The sequence below is a fragment of the Paenibacillus forsythiae T98 genome, from assembly GCF_000520735.1.
GTDB classification, from domain to species: domain Bacteria; phylum Bacillota; class Bacilli; order Paenibacillales; family Paenibacillaceae; genus Paenibacillus_AQ; species Paenibacillus_AQ forsythiae.
Genome location: NZ_ASSC01000880.1, coordinates 1 through 19,486, shown reverse-complemented (window position 1 = coordinate 19,486; position 19,486 = coordinate 1). Strand labels below are relative to the sequence as shown.

The 19,486-nt window shown below is 51.2% G+C and carries 18 protein-coding genes; 16 read left to right on the top strand and 2 right to left on the bottom strand.

What is annotated here, in order from left to right; translation table 11 throughout:
* Positions 1-143 precede the first annotated feature (143 nt).
* The 6 genes from L692_RS0126745 to L692_RS0126720 all read left to right on the top strand — a co-directional run bounded on the left by L692_RS0126745 (position 144) and on the right by L692_RS0126720 (position 7,969).
* Positions 144-2,528, top strand: a complete 2,385-nt coding sequence (locus tag L692_RS0126745; protein WP_415752788.1) for a polyprenyl synthetase family protein — start codon at positions 144-146, stop codon at positions 2,526-2,528.
* A 294-nt stretch (positions 2,529-2,822) separates the two neighbouring features.
* Positions 2,823-4,301: an Lsa family ABC-F type ribosomal protection protein gene (locus L692_RS0126740; RefSeq protein WP_025702990.1), complete on the top strand. Its 1,479-nt coding sequence runs from the start codon at positions 2,823-2,825 to the stop codon at positions 4,299-4,301.
* 83 nt (positions 4,302-4,384) lie between these two features.
* The gene (locus tag L692_RS0126735) at positions 4,385-4,726 is read left to right on the top strand and encodes a hypothetical protein (protein WP_025702989.1); all 342 of its coding nucleotides are present in this window, start codon (positions 4,385-4,387) and stop codon (positions 4,724-4,726) included.
* 90 nt (positions 4,727-4,816) lie between these two features.
* Positions 4,817-5,800, top strand: a complete 984-nt coding sequence (locus L692_RS0126730) for a bile acid:sodium symporter family protein (RefSeq protein WP_025702988.1) — start codon at positions 4,817-4,819, stop codon at positions 5,798-5,800.
* A gap of 111 nt (positions 5,801-5,911) precedes the next feature.
* Positions 5,912-6,754, top strand: a complete 843-nt coding sequence (locus tag L692_RS0126725; protein ID WP_025702986.1) for a GNAT family N-acetyltransferase — start codon at positions 5,912-5,914, stop codon at positions 6,752-6,754.
* A gap of 297 nt (positions 6,755-7,051) precedes the next feature.
* Positions 7,052-7,969 (top strand): cation diffusion facilitator family transporter, encoded by a 918-nt coding sequence (locus L692_RS0126720; RefSeq protein ID WP_036725873.1) that lies wholly within the window; start codon positions 7,052-7,054, stop codon positions 7,967-7,969.
* Positions 7,970-8,116: 147 nt separating this feature from the next.
* Here L692_RS0126720 and L692_RS30395 read toward each other — a convergent pair whose 3' ends face one another.
* On the bottom strand, positions 8,117-8,875 hold the full coding sequence (locus tag L692_RS30395; protein ID WP_232238868.1) for an IclR family transcriptional regulator: 759 nt from the start codon (positions 8,873-8,875) through the stop codon (positions 8,117-8,119).
* 409 nt (positions 8,876-9,284) lie between these two features.
* Between L692_RS30395 and L692_RS0126710 the strand changes: the two genes are divergently transcribed.
* The 10 genes from L692_RS0126710 (at position 9,285) to L692_RS0126665 (ending at position 18,892) form a co-directional block, all read left to right on the top strand.
* Positions 9,285-10,319, top strand: a complete 1,035-nt coding sequence (locus tag L692_RS0126710; protein ID WP_025702980.1) for a uroporphyrinogen decarboxylase family protein — start codon at positions 9,285-9,287, stop codon at positions 10,317-10,319.
* 56 nt (positions 10,320-10,375) lie between these two features.
* Complete coding sequence (locus L692_RS0126705) at positions 10,376-11,407, top strand: Gfo/Idh/MocA family protein (protein WP_025702977.1); 1,032 nt, start codon at positions 10,376-10,378, stop codon at positions 11,405-11,407.
* A gap of 41 nt (positions 11,408-11,448) precedes the next feature.
* Positions 11,449-12,123 (top strand): helix-turn-helix transcriptional regulator, encoded by a 675-nt coding sequence (locus L692_RS0126700; protein ID WP_198027845.1) that lies wholly within the window; start codon positions 11,449-11,451, stop codon positions 12,121-12,123.
* Between the two features lie 32 nt (positions 12,124-12,155).
* Positions 12,156-13,346, top strand: coding sequence for an ABC transporter substrate-binding protein (locus L692_RS0126695; protein ID WP_025702973.1), 1,191 nt, complete (start codon positions 12,156-12,158; stop codon positions 13,344-13,346).
* Positions 13,347-13,366: 20 nt separating this feature from the next.
* Positions 13,367-14,242, top strand: coding sequence for a branched-chain amino acid ABC transporter permease (locus L692_RS0126690; protein ID WP_025702971.1), 876 nt, complete (start codon positions 13,367-13,369; stop codon positions 14,240-14,242).
* 15 nt (positions 14,243-14,257) lie between these two features.
* Complete coding sequence (locus L692_RS0126685; RefSeq protein ID WP_025702969.1) at positions 14,258-15,244, top strand: branched-chain amino acid ABC transporter permease; 987 nt, start codon at positions 14,258-14,260, stop codon at positions 15,242-15,244.
* The gene (locus tag L692_RS0126680; protein WP_025702967.1) at positions 15,241-16,005 is read left to right on the top strand and encodes an ABC transporter ATP-binding protein; all 765 of its coding nucleotides are present in this window, start codon (positions 15,241-15,243) and stop codon (positions 16,003-16,005) included. Before L692_RS0126685 ends, L692_RS0126680 begins: the two co-directional genes overlap by 4 nt.
* 4 nt (positions 16,006-16,009) lie before the next feature.
* Positions 16,010-16,720 (top strand): ABC transporter ATP-binding protein, encoded by a 711-nt coding sequence (locus tag L692_RS0126675; protein WP_025702965.1) that lies wholly within the window; start codon positions 16,010-16,012, stop codon positions 16,718-16,720.
* Positions 16,721-16,754: 34 nt separating this feature from the next.
* The gene (locus L692_RS0126670; protein WP_025702963.1) at positions 16,755-17,948 is read left to right on the top strand and encodes a trans-sulfuration enzyme family protein; all 1,194 of its coding nucleotides are present in this window, start codon (positions 16,755-16,757) and stop codon (positions 17,946-17,948) included.
* Positions 17,949-18,157: 209 nt separating this feature from the next.
* Positions 18,158-18,892 (top strand): IclR family transcriptional regulator, encoded by a 735-nt coding sequence (locus L692_RS0126665; RefSeq protein ID WP_025702961.1) that lies wholly within the window; start codon positions 18,158-18,160, stop codon positions 18,890-18,892.
* A gap of 58 nt (positions 18,893-18,950) precedes the next feature.
* On the opposite strand, the gene L692_RS0126660 is transcribed toward L692_RS0126665, so the two are convergent.
* Positions 18,951-19,418 (bottom strand): heme-degrading domain-containing protein, encoded by a 468-nt coding sequence (locus L692_RS0126660; protein ID WP_025702960.1) that lies wholly within the window; start codon positions 19,416-19,418, stop codon positions 18,951-18,953.
* Between the last annotated feature and the right edge of the window lie 68 nt (positions 19,419-19,486).

The window sequence follows — 19,486 nt, the reverse complement described above, 5'->3', positions numbered from 1 at the left end:
TTGGGTAAACGGCGGTTTTTCTGTGCCATCGTTTGGTCAGACTATATCCCTTATGCCGATTTGGTAACCAAACAGCTTTTTTCACGTATTTAAAATTATGAGCATGCGCGATTTAACAAAACAGAAGCAGAGGTATGAACCTTATGAGTGTGGAATTTACAAATTATGCCGATACGGGGTATCGGCTTGCTGAGCAGAGGGCCGCTCAGTATTTTTCTTCCCTATACGGGCAGGTGAAGGAGAAGACGTACGTTCCTGTCCTGACCAAGGATATTGAGATATGGAAACGAAGCCATGTACGTCATCGTTCCCTGTGGTCCTGGTTCTGGCGGGGACAGCAACAGCCGGACACCCGGGATTATGAGCGATATATCGGATGGCTGAACTATACGGGCAAGCTTGACGATTACCTGGATCGCAGCGTTTCCTACATTTACATGAGAGATCTGGGTCAAGCGCTGGATGCTCCCGGCACGAAGGAACGGATTCGGCAGGTCGTTGCCGACATCAAAACCGGCTTGCTTAGGCCCACCGGAACGAACCGGGGGGACCCGCCCGAGTTTATGAGCCTGGCCGGATTCTACCGATGGGCGCAGAAGGAAGGCATTGAGACCGCCGCTATTTGGGTAATCGACAAGCTTAAGAACGTCTCCGCCCATATTCCGAAAGAGCTGGATGCCGGGCAAGCCCAGCGCAAACTGATCAAGATCATTCTCGGGGTGGTTATGCATGTGATCGAAGAGATGGAGGAGGAGACGCCGCCTGCGGAGCGTTCAAGGAGACTGGATGAAGCGATCCGGCTAGGGTATTCCTACGGACTGACTTATCCTTTTATTGACGATCTGCTGGATTCGCGGCTCTTGACGGCCGTGGAGAAAGAACGGTATTCCCGTATGATCCAGGCTGCGCTTCTTACCGGGATCGTGCCGGAGCTTGGCGGGTGGACCGGAGACAATGTGGAGTTCATCAAGTACGTCCATTCCGAGCTTCGGGAGGCTTTTGAATATATCAAGGGTCTTCAGCGTCCGGAGACGGTGAGCACCTTTTTCGAGCAGTCGTATGTGTTCTTTCAAGCCCAGGATATCGACCGCGCAAAGGAACTGTCCTATGCCCATTACAGCAATGAAGAACTGTATATCCCCGTCATTTTAAAATCCGCATCCTCCAGGCTGATCGTCCGTTCCGTAATTCATGCTTCCATGGATGAAGGCTTTGATCACCGTACGTTCTATTATGGCATCTACAACCAGCTGGCCGACGATTTTGCGGATATGTTCGACGATATGGAAGGCGGCGCGGTAACGCCTTATACGTATTATTTAAAGTACCATAACCAGCGCCCGGATTTGATCAACCCTTATGAATTATACTGGACGGTCATCGGCCATCTGATCCATAACGTCTACCGCTCCGACATCAAGACCCGCGAGGTGATTCTGGACCGGGCCATTAACGGCCTGAAACGCTGCAAAGAACGCCTGGGGGATGACAAGTATAACGAAGTGATGGACATTTTTGCTTCCGGCGATCCGGATTTCCATCGTCTTATAGGGCGGATGGTTCGTAAGGCGGAGGACGTGGATTTCTTCGATAAGCTGCTGCGAGACCAGATGAATACCTTTTTGAAAAATGATCGGCTGGAAAAGGAAGATTTTCAGACTACGGTGAGAGCAGTCCGCGATCAGATCAACAGTCTGCTGCCCATTCCCCAAAATAACGGGACTCCTGAGGTGAAAGATCCGCTTACGGGTGCCGCCAATTACAGTCTCGAAGGGGACGGGAAGCGATTGCGGCCGATTCTGACCTGGGTGATGGGGGTTAACGAATATGGACTGAACGCTTCGGCCATCGCGCCGCTGCTGAGATCACTCGAATACATGCATACCGCCTCCCTGATCTTCGACGATCTGCCGTCCCAGGATAATGCGTCCACCCGCAGAGGGCGTCCAACTTTGCATGAGGTGCATGACAGCGCAACGGCGGAATTGACCGGTCTGTTCCTGATCCAGAGGGCGATCAAGGAACAGGCGTCGCTTGACCGGTTCGATGCGAGGACCGTGCTCGCCTTGATGCAATATTCGGCCGGGAAGGCGGAAGAAATCTGCCGGGGGCAGGCGATGGACCTGCAATCCAAAGGCAAAGTATTGACACTTGCAGAATTGAACCAGCTGTGCTTTTACAAAACCGGCGCCGCCTTCGAAGCCTCGCTGGTGATGCCGGCTATACTGGCTCAGGTGGAGGACCGTGAGATTGCCGCTTTGAAGACTTTTGCCTATCATGCAGGAATTGCCTTTCAGATTAAGGATGATTTGCTCGATGTGGAAGGCGACCGGCACGTACTCGGTAAACCCACGCTAAAGGATTTGGATAACAACAGTTCGACTTTCGTATCCGTCCTTGGATCAGGTGGCGCCAGAAAAGCGATGTGGGAGCACTACTGCCAAGCGGTTGAGGCTTTGAGAGAGGTTCCCCGCAATACCGCGTTCTTGAAGCATTTGCTGGATTATTTGGTGAACCGGGACCGATAAAAAGGGTTGCATGGTTGAGATTGCAAATGGAGTATGATAAGATACTTGTAATTTCTTCAAGGAGCTGAAAAGGATAATGTAATATTTCTTGCTTGAGAATGGAAAACAAATAAGCGATTTCTTTTCGCCTGTTTTTATTCTTTATTATGCAAGAAAGTTACTGCACCTTTTCGCTCAAGTGTATATCCCTTTCCTGACCCCGTAGCGGGGTGGGATTTGCTGTATCTATTTGAGCTGCGAGAAAGTAACTTTCTTGCGGCTTTTCTATTTTTTTGGATACAGGGGGACGATAATATGTCACTAATCAATGTAACGAACCTGACGTTTGCCTATGAGGGCAGCTACGATAACCTGTTCGAGAACGTAAGCTTTCAAATCGATACCGACTGGAAGCTGGGCTTTACCGGAAGAAACGGGAGAGGGAAGACCACTTTTCTTAACCTGCTGCTCGGTAAATATGAGTACAGCGGAAGCATTTCGGCGAATGCCAGTTTCGAATATTTTCCGTTCCAGGTCGAGAACAGGGAGAATCTTACCCTTGATGTCATTGAGGAGATTGTCCCGGACGTTCTTCAATGGAAATTACTGCGTGAGCTTTCATTGCTGAACGTATCGGAGGATGCGCTGTACCGGCCGTTTGATTCGCTGTCGAATGGAGAGCAGACGAAGGTGCTGCTGGCCGCCTTATTTTTGAAGGAGCACAGCTTTCTGTTAATTGATGAACCTACGAATCACCTGGACATGGACGCCAGAAGGATTGTCAGTGAATATCTGAGTACCAAGAGCGGATTTATTCTGGTGTCTCACGACCGGTCGTTCCTGGATCACAGCGTGGATCACATTCTTGCCATCAACAAGACCAGCATTGAAATTCATAAAGGCCATTTCTCGGACTGGTGGGAAAATAAACAAAGGCAGGATCGCTTTGAGCTGGCGGAGAACGACAAGCTGCGAAAAGAGGTTAAACGTCTGTCGGATTCGTCCAAGCGCACGGGCGGCTGGTCCCATGAGGTTGAAAAAACGAAAAACGGCACAAGAAATTCCGGCTCCAAGGTAGATAAAGGGTATGTCGGCCACAAGGCGGCCAAAATGATGAAACGCTCCAAAACGATCGAGCACAGACAGCAATCGGCGATGGAGGAGAAGTCCAGGCTTCTTAAAAATGTGGAAAGCGCGGACAGCCTCAAAATTTCACAGCTTGTCTATCATAAGAGCCGGCTTGCCGAGCTTGACAAGGTTTCGATTCACTATGGCGAGAAGCAGGTATGCCAGGATGTCAGCTTTACGATTGAGCAGGGTGAACGAATCGCGCTGTCAGGTAAGAATGGCTCGGGCAAATCCAGCCTGCTCAAGCTGATTCTCGGTGAGGATTTAAGCTATACGGGCGCGTTCAGAAAGGGAAGCCAGCTTAAAATATCCTACGTCTCCCAGGACACCTCGCATTTACAGGGCAATTTAACGGACTACGCCAGAACCCACGGGATTGATGAGAGCCTGTTCAAGTCGATTTTAAGAAAGCTTGATTTTGCGAGAGTTCAGTTTGAAAAGGATCTTTCAGCTTATAGCGGCGGCCAAAAGAAGAAGGTGCTCCTTGCCAAAAGTCTTTGCGAGAACGTTCATTTGCATATTTGGGACGAACCGCTGAATTTCATTGATGTGATCTCCCGCATGCAAATTGAAGAGCTGCTGCTTGAACATTCGCCGACGCTTCTTTTTGTGGAGCATGACCGGGAATTTTGCAACAATATTGCCACAAAGGTGATTGAGCTGTAACGACATTCCGGACTCATGGATTGCGTGCCATAGCGGCAAATGATATCTTGTTAAAAACCATACTTGGTAAGGAGGCGAATATTGTGATCCATAAAGAGGAGTTAGACCGCTATTATACCCTTTCCGGCAAACGCAAGCTGCTGTCCCGGCAGTTCGAAGAGGCGCTTCCAAGGTTTCACACGCATGCGGAGGCCAGTGAATATCTGAAATCGCTGTTTGGCGAGGATTGGGTATACCTGGGATCGCAAGAGGACGAAGACGACGATCAAATCGTCTATTGTTACACCATTGTCCATGATCGCCCGAGCTGGGAAGAGGGCAGGCGGAAGATGAAAGAAACCGGATTTGCCAGCGGAACGGACTTCATTCATTCGTCCCAGGATGTGCAGATCTATGAGAATGGACGGATTTGGATAGTTTACTAAAGCAGCCAGGGGGCGGCTGCAAGCCATGCATGATGACCAGGTAGAGAATAGCATGGAGGAGGAAAGAATAATGAATATAGGAACAAGCCCATGCTGACCACCGTAAACCGGATGCTTGACCGAATCATGCCATGGATTACCCCCACAAGTCTGATTGCCGGCATACTGTTCACCGTTTGGTTAAAGCCCTATGGTTATTTATCCACCTGGTTGTTTGCTTTTATGACGCTGGCGGGAAGCCTCGGGACAAGCTCCAGAGATTTCGTCCGGGTGTTCCGGCGACCGGCGCCGATGCTGTGCGCTCTGATTCTTCTACATTTTGTCATGCCGCTTGTTGCGTGGCTGTTTGGGATGACATTCTTTGGCGGGGATACGGAGACGATTACCGGGCTAGTGCTCGGAACCGCCATTCCAACTGGCGTTACGACCTTGTTCTGGGTAGCGCATAAAGGTGGAGACGTGACGCTGACGATTGCGGTCATCCTGCTGGATACGTTTCTTGCTCCGTTCGTCATTCCAGGAATGCTGTCTCTTCTGTTTGCTTCAGAGGTGCATATTGATGCGCTGGGCATGATCTGGAAGCTCCTGCTGATGATCGTGTTTCCGTCGCTGCTTGGCATGCTCATCAATCATGTGACCCGGGGCGAAGCGGAGCGGGTATGGAAGCCCCGTCTCGCCCCGCTGTCCAAGATCGCGCTCGGGGGAGTAGTTGCGCTGAACGGGGCATTCGTTGCTCCGTTCTTCATTCATTTTGAATGGAGGCTTGTCTTGATCCTCACCACAGTGATTCTTCTGACGCTCATCGCCTACCTGCTTGGCTACTCGACAGGAAGGTGGGGATGGAGGGAGGAAGCAGGGGTCACCATTTCGCTGACTTATACGGTTGGAATGCGAAATATTAGCGCTGGAGCGGTAATTGCGACTACTTTCCTGCCGATCGCCGCGGCGCTGCCCGTTTGTTTAGCCATGCTTGTTCAACAATTGATGGCATCAATGGTAAGCAGCGTGCTAAGCAAATTAACGGACATCAGGCTGACCGCAACCGACAGCTATCCGTTGAAAGAAGTAAAGTAAGAGTCAGATGCGCAAAAAAATATTTTGCGTCGACGGAACAGATACCAAGTGTTAAAATATTCTATAATTTTACTTAACCCGGAAAATAGGCCCGGATAGGAAGGATAAATCATGATTGAACTTGCACGCGAGGATTATCACAAAGCGCTGCCGCAGCTTGACCAGGTGAAAATTAACACCATGTTTGCCAAAGTGGTGCTGGAGCAACATATTCCAGGCCGTGTCTATGCGGATTGCCGGGAGAATCCCCGTGCATTTTATGTCGCGCATCCCTATAGAATGTCACTCTTGTTCGGTGATTCGGGAGATGATTCATTCACTCACGGACTATATGATTACATAACGAATCAATCGGCTGCCAGGGATCAGATGGAATGGCTCCAGGCCGATCCGGCCGGAGAATGGAGCCGGGTCATTGATTCCATGCTAACCTCCCATAACAGACGCCTTGAGAATTGCGGTTTGTCACCCGAGGACTTGGAGAACAACAAGATTTTAAGAAACACCAGAGTCAATTTCAGCTTTGACCGCAACGCCTACCTGGATGCGAAGCGGAACTTCCCGAAGCATGAAGAGCCGGTAGTCCGTATGACCGAAGAATTCTTTTTCGCCCAAAGCGGATCGGTAGTTCCTCGTTTCTTCTGGCGGGATGCCGGGCATTTTGCCGAGAAGGGCGTAGGTTATTCCCTGCTGCGGGAGGGAGAAGTCGCTTCCACCTCATTCTCGGCCTTCCTGACGGCCAGTCAGCTGGAGATTGGAATCGAGACGGCAGATGCCCACCGGGGACAAGGATATGCCACCTCCGTATGCTCCGCGCTAATCGACTATTGTCTGGACCGGAATCTGGAGCCGGTATGGGCCTGCCGACTGGAGAATAAAGGCTCTTACAATCTGGCGCACAAGCTGGGCTTTCGGCCGTCGGTCACCTTGCCTTACTACCGGCTGCCGATATGATGCTGAAATAATCAGGACAGAAAAAGCTATGTATTCCATCATTGAATTGATTATCGGTCCATGCTATAGTACCTAAACGGTCAAAAAGATTGAAATGTGGTGCTTTTCATGAATAAATCTATTAACACAATATCATATAAATTCCAAAGTCCTGGACCGTACGCGGTTTAGGACTTTTTGTTTCCTTGGGGCAAAAAATATGACGCTGGGAATCTTTTGTGCATATGGACAATCTATTGCTGGAAGCAAGCAGGCAGGCAAGGCATTTCTCGGCGATTAAAAATGGGGGGCTTCTTTATGATAACTCAGAGTCGTTCAACGAATATTATTGCAATCTGGATCAGTTTAATCAGTAATTTGTTATTAACGGGTATCAAAATCATTGTGGGCGTTTTATTTAACAGCCAGGTATTAATCGCCGATGGCGTACATAATGCAGGGGATGTAATCGCTGCAACAGCTGCGCTGGGATCTGCCCAGGTCGCCAAGAAGCCTAAAGACCTGGATCACCCGTACGGGCATGGCCGTGCAGAGATCATTGGTTCCGCAATGGTAGCCATCATCATGTTATTTGCGGCTTTGTTCATTGCTTATCATTCCATAGAGTCTTTTTTACATCCTGCTGCGGAAGCAAGTTATATTGCGCTCATTGCCGCGGTGATTTCTCTCTTTTGGAAGCAATGGCTGTATATCTACTGTATGCGTCTTGGAAAAAAAGAAAACAGCAAAAGTCTGATCGCGACGGCCTACGATCATCTAGCCGATGTGTATGCATCGTTTGCGGCGGTTGCAGGAATCGGAGCCGCGCTGATCGGCGAGAAATACAGCATTGGAATACTAAGTTATGGCGACGCGCTGGCCGGTATTTTAGTTGCCTACTTTGTTATCCGGCTCGCCTATCACATGGGCAAGGAAGCTGTGGATATCCTGATGGACAAATTGGTAGCGCCAGAAAAGCTTTTGCAATACGAGAAACTTGTATTTTCGGTGCCGGAGGTTCGGCGTATTGATCGTATCCGGGCAAGAGAGCATGGCCATTATGTAATCATCGATATACGTGTCGGGATTCCCGGGCATTTAAGTGTGCAAGAGGGGCATGATGTATCGCGAAAAATAAAAAAAACCATTATGGAGAAGCATGACAATGTGCAGGAAGTATTAATCCACATTAATCCGTGGTATGCGGAAGAAGACGCCGAGTTACTGGCAAAATAGCTTTCATGCTTACGCGGGCCTGGAATGGAAGGCTGAATATCATCCCATAATAGGCCCGAGCTGGCTCACACCGACGCCACAAGATGATATTCCCTCCGTTGCCGGCGGCAAATGGAAAATCCCCCGCTTCAGCATTCCGCTTCGTGTTCAATCCGAGATATTGAATAAGAGATCCGTATTCACCAGCGTCCGGGAGATTTCGTCGGCGCATTGCTTAACCAGCCGGATATGCGTCTCGTCCTGCTCCTTCGAGAGCCGGACAGACGGCCCGGACAATGCCACGGCCGCGAATACTTTATCATTTTTCACAATTGGAGCGGCTATGCAGCGGACGCCGAGTTCGCCTTCCTCATTGTCAAGCGCATATCCGGCCTCCTTGATCCGGCGCAGTTCTTCCTCAAACCGCTGCCGGTCAATAATGGTATGCTCCGTCCGCTCTACGAAAGACATCGCCTCGATGATCCGCCGCTGAACGTCTTCCTTCTGAAAAGCCAGGACGCACTTTCCAATGGCGTCATGATTAATATTGCTCTTGCTGCCAATCTCCGAATGGGATCTTGTCGTATATTGGCCGCTTACCACCTGGGTAGTCATAACCTCGGTTCCTCTTAGAATTCCGACATATACCGATTCGCTGGTGAGCCGGCTTAAATGGGACATCGCGGGCACGGCGACCCAATTGAGATCACTTGGCAGCGGCTGATTCCTTTCCATCAGGCTGAGAGTGAAGCTATCGGAAATTTGATACCGGTGATGCTCGTTCCGGGCAATAAATCCGTTTTTCTCCAGTGTGCTGACCAGCCGATAGGTTGTGCTCTTGTTGCATTCCAGCGCGTCCATAATCTCCTGAACCGTCAGAGACGGCTGCTGAATCAGCAGCTTGATAATATCCAATCCTTTTTTCAACGTTCCGACTTCCGCAGTAATAACCTTTCCCCCCCACAAAACTTTCCAAAATATATAAAGGATAAGCTTCTCGCTTATCTTCTTGAATATCGGGAACCGATTACATCTAGTCTCATTATAAGAAAGTTGATGGGCAATGTCCAATCCGGAAAAAGCAAGTAAATGGGAGATTTCCTAACATATGATAGATAAATCACCCTTAATATTCCTGCGCTAATCCATTTATGCAAAAAAATTATTCATCAAATAAATTATCTTTACATACTTCAAAATTGAGTGATATAATTCCTCACAAGATTCAAATAAAGAGAATATAAAATAAAATTCTCTAATATAGGGATTTTAAAAATGAGGTGATTGAACAAATTCAATAGATTCAAAATCCATTATTTTGCAGGAGGCCATACGAATGAGACCTTACGAAAGACTGAAAGCCATGCTGGAAGGCAGACGGATTGACCGGCCGGGCGCTGCCCTGTGGAAGCATATTTCTCTGGTCGACAGGGACCCGGTTGAATTCGTCAACCATACCATCCGGTTGCAGGAGAGCAATGACTGGGATTTTGTCAAATTGGGCTATAACGGCTTCTACTTTGTCGAAGGCTGGGGCGCTCAATTGAAGTGGCCCAAGACGGAAGCGGAAGCTAATAACATGTACAGTTCCCCGCCTTACCTCAAGTACGTCATTGACGATCCTTGCGAGTGGGATAGCTTTAAGCCGATTTCGGTGAAAACAGGCCCACTTGCGAGGGAGATCGAGGCAACCAAACGGATTGTGGATCGTTTCAAGGGCGATGTGCCGGTGCTGCCGACGATATTCAGTCCGCTGACATCGGCGCAGGAGATGACGGGGTCTTATGTAAGGCCGCATATGATGATGGCGCAGCTCCGCTACCATCCCGAAAGAGTGCATAAAGCGCTCGGGATCATTACGGAAGTAACCTTGGAATTTATAGAAGAACTGATTAAGGCCGGCGTTGACGGGGTTTTCTTCGCCACGCAGTTCGCGCTCGCGGATCTGATCTCCCCGGCGGCCCACAGCGAGTTTGGAAGAGCATACGATCTCGCCGTACTGAACGCCTTGAAGGGAAGAACATGGTTCAATATGGTTCATCTGCATGGTACAGGCGAATTGATGTTCGATGAAATCAAGGACTATCCGATACAAGCCTTCAATTGGGAGGATAGAAGAACGAGCCTCAGCCTGAAAAAAGCCAGAGAGAAGACGGATAAAATTCTGATCGGCGGAATCGAGCAAGTGGAAGATTTCCTCCAGCCGGACCGGGCCGTGTTAAAAGAACGAATGAGAGACCGCATACAGGATGCGCTGGAGCAGACGGGCGACAACAAGCTCATCATCGCTCCCGGGTGTACGGTTCCGTCGCATGTGCCGGAGAGCAGCTTTGGCGTGTTGAAGGAAGCGGTCGAAGAGTTTGGATATTAGGCGTTCCAGACAGCTGGACGCTTGGGTGATCCTGAAGAACAAGGAGGGACGGCTTCGTGGTAAGGATAGGGATTATCGGCTGCGGATCGATCACCCGGAACAGGCATGCTCCGGAGTACTCCGCTAATCCCCAGGCGGTCATCGCAGGCTATTACGACCGTAACCGGGACCGGGCCGAGCAGCTTGCGGACAGCTACGGCGGCAAGATCTATGATTCCGTCGAGGAGCTGCTCAGGAGCGGGGATATCGATGCGGTAAGCGTCTGCACCTCCAATGCGACCCACGCCGCGATTACGATACAGGCGCTTGAATCGGGCAAGCATGTCTTGTGCGAGAAGCCCATGGCTGTAACGCTGGAGGAATGCGCGGGAATGGCGGAGGCTTCGGAACGCACCGGCAAGTATCTGATGATTGCCCACAACCAGCGGTTGACCTATAGCCATGCCAAGGCGAAAGAAATCCTGCAAAGCGGTGAAATGGGGAGGATTCTCTCCTTCAGTACGGTGCTGGCGCATCCCGGACCGGAGCATTACAGCGCCGCTCAAGGCAAGCATACGTGGTATCTCAAGCAAGCGCACGCTTCACTCGGGGCCATGGGCGATCTCGGCATCCATAAGGCGGACCTGATCCGGTGGCTGACCGGCGAGGAATTTACGGAAGTGTCTTCCTTTAGCGCCACGCGCGACAAGACCGATGAGAATGGCGAACTGGCGGAGGTGAACGACAACGCCGTCTGTCTGCTGCGGTCGGAAAGCGGCATAATCGGCACGCTGGCGGTCAGCTACAGCAATTACGGCGATTGGGACAGCCGCACCGTCATTTACTGCGCCAACGGCGTGTTGATATGCGGCGGCAATCCGGATTCCTCCGTCGAGCTTGTGCGAAGAAACAACGAGCGAATCCTGTATAAGCCGGAAGCTTCGCCCGGAGGCCAGGCGCGGATCAATTCTCGCGTAATCGACACCTTCGTGGATTGCATCGTGAACCGCAAGCCGCCTGAAATTTCCGGCAGAGAAGGGATGGCGGCGATGAAGATGGTCATGGGCTGCCTGGAATCCGCCCGGACAGGGAGTGCGGTCCGTATCTGACTAAAGCTTTCAGAAGGAAATAAGTGATGTGGGAGAATGCCTTGAAACCGAATCGCGCGATTGAAAAATATGTGCCATTGGTCGATTTTATCGCCATTATGCTGGGAGACAATTGTGAGGTCGTTCTCCACGATCTGACCCACCCGGAGGCGTCGATTGTCGCCATTCGCAACGGACAGCTAAGCGGACGAAGAGTAGGAGGGCCGTCGACGGACCTTGTATTGAAGGTGATGCAGGACAAAATTTATAAAGACCGAGACTATATTGTAAATTATAAAGCCTCCGGCAAGTTCACAACCTTCCGTTCTTCCAGTTACTTCATCCGGGACGATCAAGACGAGATTATCGGAATGCTGTGCGTCAACATCAATATAGAGCCTTATGTGAAGACGAAAGAGCTTCTTAATAACATGGCATTTATTTCTCAGGACTTGGCTTATGGTATGGAGCCCATGCAAGGTCAGGCGCCGGAGCCGCCGGTCAAGGAGCAGCTTCACGAGAACGTTGACGAGCTTTTTGCAACATTAATAACGGAGGCCGTTGACACAATCGGAATTATTACAGACCGGATGAAAAGTGATGAGAAGCTGGACGTGATCCAGCACTTGCTGGACAAAGGCTTCTTTCAATTGAAGGGTGCGGTCAAGGAAGTGGCTAAAGTGCTGGAGATTTCCGAGCCTACCGTCTACCGTTACCTGAACAAGCTTAAGGAATAATTTTGCTTCATTAATATCAGGAGGGGAAAAGAATGAAGAACAAAAGTAAAATGCTTGGATTGTTGATCAGTATCTGCTTGATGCTGTCCGTACTGGCGGGCTGCGGCCCTGCATCCGAAGCAAACAATGGACAGGCCGGATCGGATAAGGGCAAGTCGTATAAGCTGGCCTTCTTCGGACCTTTGTCGGGGGATGCGATGCAGTATGGTGTTGCCATTAAGAACGCGGTCGAGCTGGAAATCCGGAAGGTGAACGACGCGGGAGGGATAAACGGCGTACCGGTCGAGCTGAAAGTCTTCGATGATAAAAATGACCCCAAGGAATCCGTGAATATCGCCAATAAAATCGTCTCCGACCCCGAAATTCTCGTTGCAATCGGCAGCTTCACGTCGAGTTGCAGTTTGGCGGCAGCGCCGGTCTTCCAAAAAAATCAGGTTCCCCTGTTCTCCCCAACCGCTTCACATCCCGACTTCCCGTTCGCGGGCGACTATATGTTCACCTTGGCTATGACCCAGAAGCTGGAGTCCAAGAAGTTCGCGGAATTTGTCATTGAACAATTCGGTCCCAAGAAAGTGGCCACCATTTATCAAAATACGGATTACGGCGTAACGGCCAACGACATCTTCGTGAACCGGATTAAAGAGCTTGGCGGCACAGTAACCGGTTCCGAGCAATTCATCTCCGGCCAAACGAAGGATTACAGCCCGCTCATTTCCAATATTAAAGCGCAGCAGCCGGATATTTTCTATGTCATCGGAAGTTATTCGGAGGCCGCGCAGATTATTCAGCAGGCCAAGGCGCTTGATCTGAAGGCTCAATATATCGGCAACGGCCAACTGATCCGTGAAGATTTCCTGAAGCTGGCCGGAGCCAACGGCGAAGGTCTGGTTGTTATGAGCAGCATCCCGGTATTTCTGTCGTCCGCGCTGGAGCATCAGAAGCTGAGTGCCAATACGGAAGCTTTTGTTAACGACTTCAAGAAGGCTTACCAGGTTGAAGCGGACGGCTTCTCCGCGATGGGCTATGACTCGGCTTCGCTCATTGTCGATGCCATCCAGAAGGCCGGGGCCGACAAGAAGGGCATCCGGGACGCGCTTGCCCAAACGAAGAATTACGCCGGAGTTTCAGGCAATCTCTCGTTCATGGATACCAGAGAAGTGGAGAGAAGCCTCATCAATTACAGAGTTAAAGACGGAACATTTATTCCCTATGTCCGGGAATAGCGGTAAAAGGAGGGAACGGATTGTTTATTCAACAATTGGTGAATGGACTTACAATCGGAAGCACCTATGCGCTCGTTGCCATCGGGTTTACGCTGATCTTCGGCGTGCTTGAGTTGATCAACTTCGCCCACGGTTCCTTCTATATGGTCGGCGCTTATTTCACGCTGATGCTAATGCTTGCTATGGGAGGGAATTTTGTTCTGGCCTTTATCATCAGCCTGGCGCTTACCGGCGCGCTGGGCGCGATGATGGATCATTTCGCGCTGCGGAGAATCCGTGAGCGAAGAGCGACGAAGGACGCGGCGCTGATCAGCACGATCGGGATCGCCACCGTCATCGACCATTCGGTGCTGGAGTTCTTCGGAAGCGAAACGAAGAGCTTCCCCGCGGTGCTTAATCTTGGAAAAATTACAGTGGGCAACACCATCATTAGTTACATGCAGATTCTCATATTTGCCGTTGCCGTCATTCTGATGGGCCTGCTCACCTTTATTTTGTACAAGACCCGGATCGGCAAGGCCATGCGGGCCGTCTCGCAAAATATGGACGCCGCCAAGCTGATGGGGATCAACGTGAATTTTGTAATCAGCTTTACTTTTCTGGTGGCTTCGGTGCTCGCGGCAATCGCGGGTACGATGGTCGGCATGTATTATCAGGCGATTGAAGTCACGATGGGCTTCGCCATCGGCATGAAATCGTTCGCGGCGGCCGTACTGGGCGGCATCAGCGTGCTGCCCGGCGCGATGCTCGGCGGCCTGATTATCGGCGTTGTCGAAGCGCTGGGCGCTTCCATCAGCTCCGGTTACCGGGACGCCATCGCGTTCGCCGTATTAATTATCGTCCTTGTCTTCAAGCCTTCCGGCCTCCTGGGCAAGAAACACAATAATAAAGTGTAGAAAGAGGGTGAGTGAATGAATCGGATACTTGCATGTTTGGCCAGGAATCAGCTGCTGATATCCCTGACCGTTCTTGCTCTTGCCTTGCTCTTTCCTTTGGTCTTCCCGTCCCAGTATTCCATCCGGATGGCGACGCTGTGCGGGATGTACATTGTGCTGGCGCTTAGTCTGAACCTGATTACCGGGTATACCGGCCAGGTGTCCCTGGGCCATGCGGCGTTCTTTGGCATTGGCGCTTATACTGCGGCCATCCTGGCAACAAGGTTCGGCTTGAATTTTCTCTTCACCTTCATCGCGGCGGCGATTGTCGCCGGGCTGGCCGCTTTTCTGCTGGGGCTGCCTACCTTGAAGCTGAAGGGACATTATCTCGCCATGGTCACGTTGGGATTTTGCGAGATCGTGAGGCTGGTCGAGATGAACTGGATGGGGCTGACCCGGGGACCGCTGGGAATTTTAAATATTCCGCCGCCTTCGCTATGGGGATTTACGATCGACGCCCCGATTGAATATTACTATTTCATTGTTGCTCTGGTCGTGCTGACCATCAAGCTGGTCCAGAATATCGTCGATTCCAGAGTCGGCAAGGGACTTATCGCAATCAGCGAGGATGAAATCGCCGCAGAAGCGATGGGCATTAACATTTTGCGGTACAAGGTGATGGTGTTTGTCATTTCGGCGGCCTTGGCCGGGTTTGCGGGCGCCTTCTATGCGCAGTACATGAGCTATATTGACCCGACGAGCTTTGGAACCGACCAGTCCATATCCATTTTTATTATGATTATTTTCGGCGGCCTTGCCAGTATACCGGGAACGATTATCGGGGTGATTGTGCTTACACTGCTGCCCGAGGTTCTGCGTGGACTGATGGATTTCCGCCTCATTATTTACGGACTAATTCTGATTGCTATGATGCTGGTGAAGCCGGAGGGATTGCTCGGAAATATTAATTTCACACGGATCAAAAAGGCTGCGGATGGAAAAAAGGCGGGTGAGCTTAAATGAAGCCTTTGCTGGGCATCGAGAGGGTAACGCAGCGGTTCGGTGGTCTGGTTGCGGTTTCCAATGTAAGCTTTCAAATTTTTGAGAACGAGATTATCGGGGTGATCGGCCCGAATGGCGCGGGGAAGACGACCCTGTTCAACATCATTACGGGCATCTATAAGCCGACGGAAGGCAAGGTAATGTATGACGAAGGCAATATCGCCGGATTCAGGCCGCATGAGATTACACAGAGCGGGCTGGCGCGGACATTTCAGAACATCAGACTGTTTCAAAATATGACCGTGCTGGAAAATGTGCTGGTCGGCATGCATACACGGACGAAGGCGAACCTGTTCGATGCAGTATTCCGCACCGGGCGCCTCAAGAAGGAGCAGTTGGAGGCGACCCAAAAGGCCGAGTATTATCTGAGACTCGTTGATTTGTATGAACACAGGCACAGTGCGGCCAAGAACCTGCCCTACGGCTCCCAGAGAAAGCTGGAAATTGCCAGAGCGATGGCCAGCGAGCCCCGGCTGCTTCTGCTGGATGAGCCGGCGGCCGGCATGAATGAACAGGAAACCGCAGAGCTTATGGAATTTATTGGAAAACTCAAGGCTTTGGGGTATACGATTCTGCTGATCGAACACGACATGAAGCTGGTCATGAACATCTGCGAACGAATCATCGTCTTTGACCACGGGTGTCTGATCGCGCAAGGCGAGCCGGAAGTCATCAAGAAGGAGCCGAAGGTTATTGAGGCGTACCTGGGGAAGGAGGCGTGAGGCGATGGCCTTTTTGAACATTGAAAATCTGACGGTCAATTACGGCAATATCAAGGCGCTTAAAGGGATTGACATCGAGGTTGAGAAGAACGAAATTGTGACACTGATCGGCAGCAATGGAGCCGGCAAAACGACAACCATGAACACCATCGCGGGCCTGAAGCGTTCATCCGGGGGCCGAATCATGTTCGACGGTGAAGACATCACCCAAATGGGCACGCCGCAAATCGTAAAGAAAGGACTTACCCTGTCGCCCGAAGGCCGCCAGGTGTTCCCAAAGCTGTCGGTATTCGAGAACATTGAACTCGGGGCCTACACGCGAAGCAAAAAAGAACGGGATGAAATGCTGGAAGTGGTGTATGACCTGTTTCCCAAGCTGAAGGAAAGACGGAGCCAATCGGCGGGAACGCTGTCGGGGGGAGAGCAGCAGATGCTGGCTGTCGGAAGAGCGCTCATGTGCAAGCCGAAGCTGCTTATGCTGGACGAGCCGTCGCTTGGCTTGGCCCCTCTGATCGTAAAGGAAATCTTCGATCTGATTGTCAGGATCAATAAATTGGGCACGACCATTCTGCTGGTTGAACAGAACGCCCGGATGGCGCTGGCCATTTCCCAAAGAGGCTACGTTCTGGAGACCGGCAAGATTATTCTGAAGGCGGACGCCGATTATTTGCTGAACAGCGAAGAGGTCAAGAACGCTTACCTTGGCGGAGTATAAGACCCGACATTTTATCAGAAAAGAGTGATCAGCCATGACCGTACACACGGAATACGAACGCCATGAAGAAACCCTGTTGCTTCATTCCGGCGAGGATCAGAGTCATTTCTATTATAATGCCGTCGTGCCACCCATTTTCCAGACGTCGTTATTCTCCAGCGGAACGTATGAGGAATTCCGGAATACGATCAATCATGAGAACGAGAGCTATTGTTATACCCGCTACGGCAACCCCAATTTCGATATCGTATGCGATAAAATAGCCGTCATGGAGCAGGGGGACGGAGCCGTTCTGACGAGTTCCGGCGTATCCGCGCTTACCATTGCAATTATGGCGAATGCCGAAATCGGGATGCATGTCGTGGCTATTGATAATCTGTACGGCCCGACCCGCAGCTTTCTGGAGCATCTAAAGGAGGTTCTCCGCATCCAGGTTGCCTATGTGTCCGGCGAGTCCCTGGAAGAGATTGAAGCAGCCATGACTTCCGCCACACGCCTGGTTGTGCTGGAAAGTCCCGTAAGCACCACCTTCGGGGTACAGGATTTACGGGGCATTGCCGCGTTATGCAAGCCAAGAGGGATTGTGACGCTGATTGACAATTCGTATTCCACCCCGTTGTTTCAGAAGCCGCTCAAGCTGGGGATCGATATTGTCGTCCATTCCGCAACCAAATTTTTAAGCGGCCACAGCGATACGATCGGCGGAGTCATTGTGTCAAAGGAGCCGCAGCTGAAGCGGATTCGCAAGCAGCACAAACTGATCGGCTCGTCACCGTCGCCTTTTGAAGCGTGGTTAATCCTGCGGGGCCTGCGCACGCTCCCTATCCGGATGAAGGAGCATGCCCGCAACGCGTTGGCCGTGGCTGAGTTTCTGGAGTCGCACCCGAAGATCGGGCGGGTAAGATATCCGGCGCTGCCGTCCTTTCCCCAATATGAGCTTGCCCGCAGTCAAATGAGCGGATTCGCCAGCTTGTTCAGCTTCGAGATCAACACGGCCGAGGAAAATATGCCCAAATTCTTTGGCGCCTTGCATCTGATTAAGCTTGGGCTGAGCTGGGGCGGATTCGAATCGATTTGCGTTCCGCCTCTTGTAAGCTTTGGCAAAGGAATTGACGAGGAAGCGTTCGCCAAGCGGGGCATTACTCACCAACTGGTCCGTCTGCATGTGGGATTGGAAAATCCCGAGGATTTGATCCATGAGCTTGACCGGGCGCTGAAAGAGGTTTAGGACGTGGACCATCCCGCCCCCCGGTATTCGGATATCCCGTATATATAAAGGTAAGAATCTGGCCGCGTACCTTGCGTACGCGGTCTTGCTCTGTTTCAAGGAAATTTCATATAACGAACCAATGTATCTATATTTGAACCTCGCTTCGATTTGATCTACAATATAAGGAATACTTCCTGACCGTTATAGGATAGCTGGGAGATGAAGAAATGGATCAATACGAGGTGGCAACGCTAAAGAAAGGTCTGTTGATTCTGGAGGCGCTGAGAGAGGGGCAGCCGATGACGCTGACCGAAATCATGCGGACCTTTCAATTGAACAAGTCCACGACATTCCGCTTGCTGCATACGCTGGAGAACGCGGGATATATTGAGAAGGAAGACCGGGCCTACCGTGTTACGGACAAGCTCGGAAGGACGCCGGCGGCCGCGAGTCCGAGACTGGGCTGGCTTGCGGTGCCTCCGCTCAATCAATTGGCTCAGGAGGTGGGGGAGACGCTTTATGTCGGAGTGCTTCATGACCTCCATGTGGTGACGACGCAAGTGGTGGAGGGGACGCATACGATGCGGATTCATTCCAAGGTCGGCGATGCCGCCTACGCCCACTTAAGCGCCTTCGGCAAGGTTATTCTGGCCCATTTGGACGAAGCGCAGAGGGAAGAGATTTTGAGCCGGCTTACGCTTCACAAAAACACGGAAAATACATTCTCAGACATGCATCTGCTCAGAGAGCATCTTAAAGTGATTCGGCAGCAAGGCTATGCGGTTGACGATGAAGAGACGGAGGTCGGTCTGCGCTGTATCGCCGCCCCGATCTATTATAATGAAGCGGTGATTGCCGCAGTGGCGCTCTCCGGCCCCGCCGCCCGCCTGACGAAGAAGAAAGACCGAGCGCTGAGCAAAAGATTGCTGGAATGCAGCGCCCAAATCTCCAGAGAACTGTGAAAGGCCGGGGGACGCGCCCTATGGACGCATCCTCCGGCTTTTTCAGGGATGGGCGGCCTTATTTGCCGCTCAGAAACCGCCTTACGCCTTCGACCGCGTACGCATGGTCCAATTCGCCGGTCAATCCGCCAACCGTGACGGACCCGACTACGCCGACTCCCTTGACACGGATGGGTAAAGCTCCGCCCACCGCCTGATAATCGCCGGGGGAGAGCAGCGAGCCTTCGGCATGCGTGGTCCCGCTCCCGGTAAAGCGGGCTTCGATGTATGCGGAACTCCGGTTGTAATGATCGACAATCCGTTTTTTGCGGAACAGCCAGACGTAATTTTCCTCCGAAGTTCCTTCCATCAGGTGAGTGAAGACGGGGACGCGGCCCCGTTCGATGTGGACGGCGATGGCCGCGTTATTCTCCTTGGCGTATTGAACGATCAGATTTCCCAATTGCAGAGCGTCCTCATTGGTGAAACCGGTGAATTCGAGTTCTTGCTCCAATTGCTCCAATTGGTTCAATGTCTGCATGTTCATGATTTCTCTCTCCTTTATTTAATGAAATAATCAGACTTAATCGAATAATCGCTGCCTAAGGTCCAGAC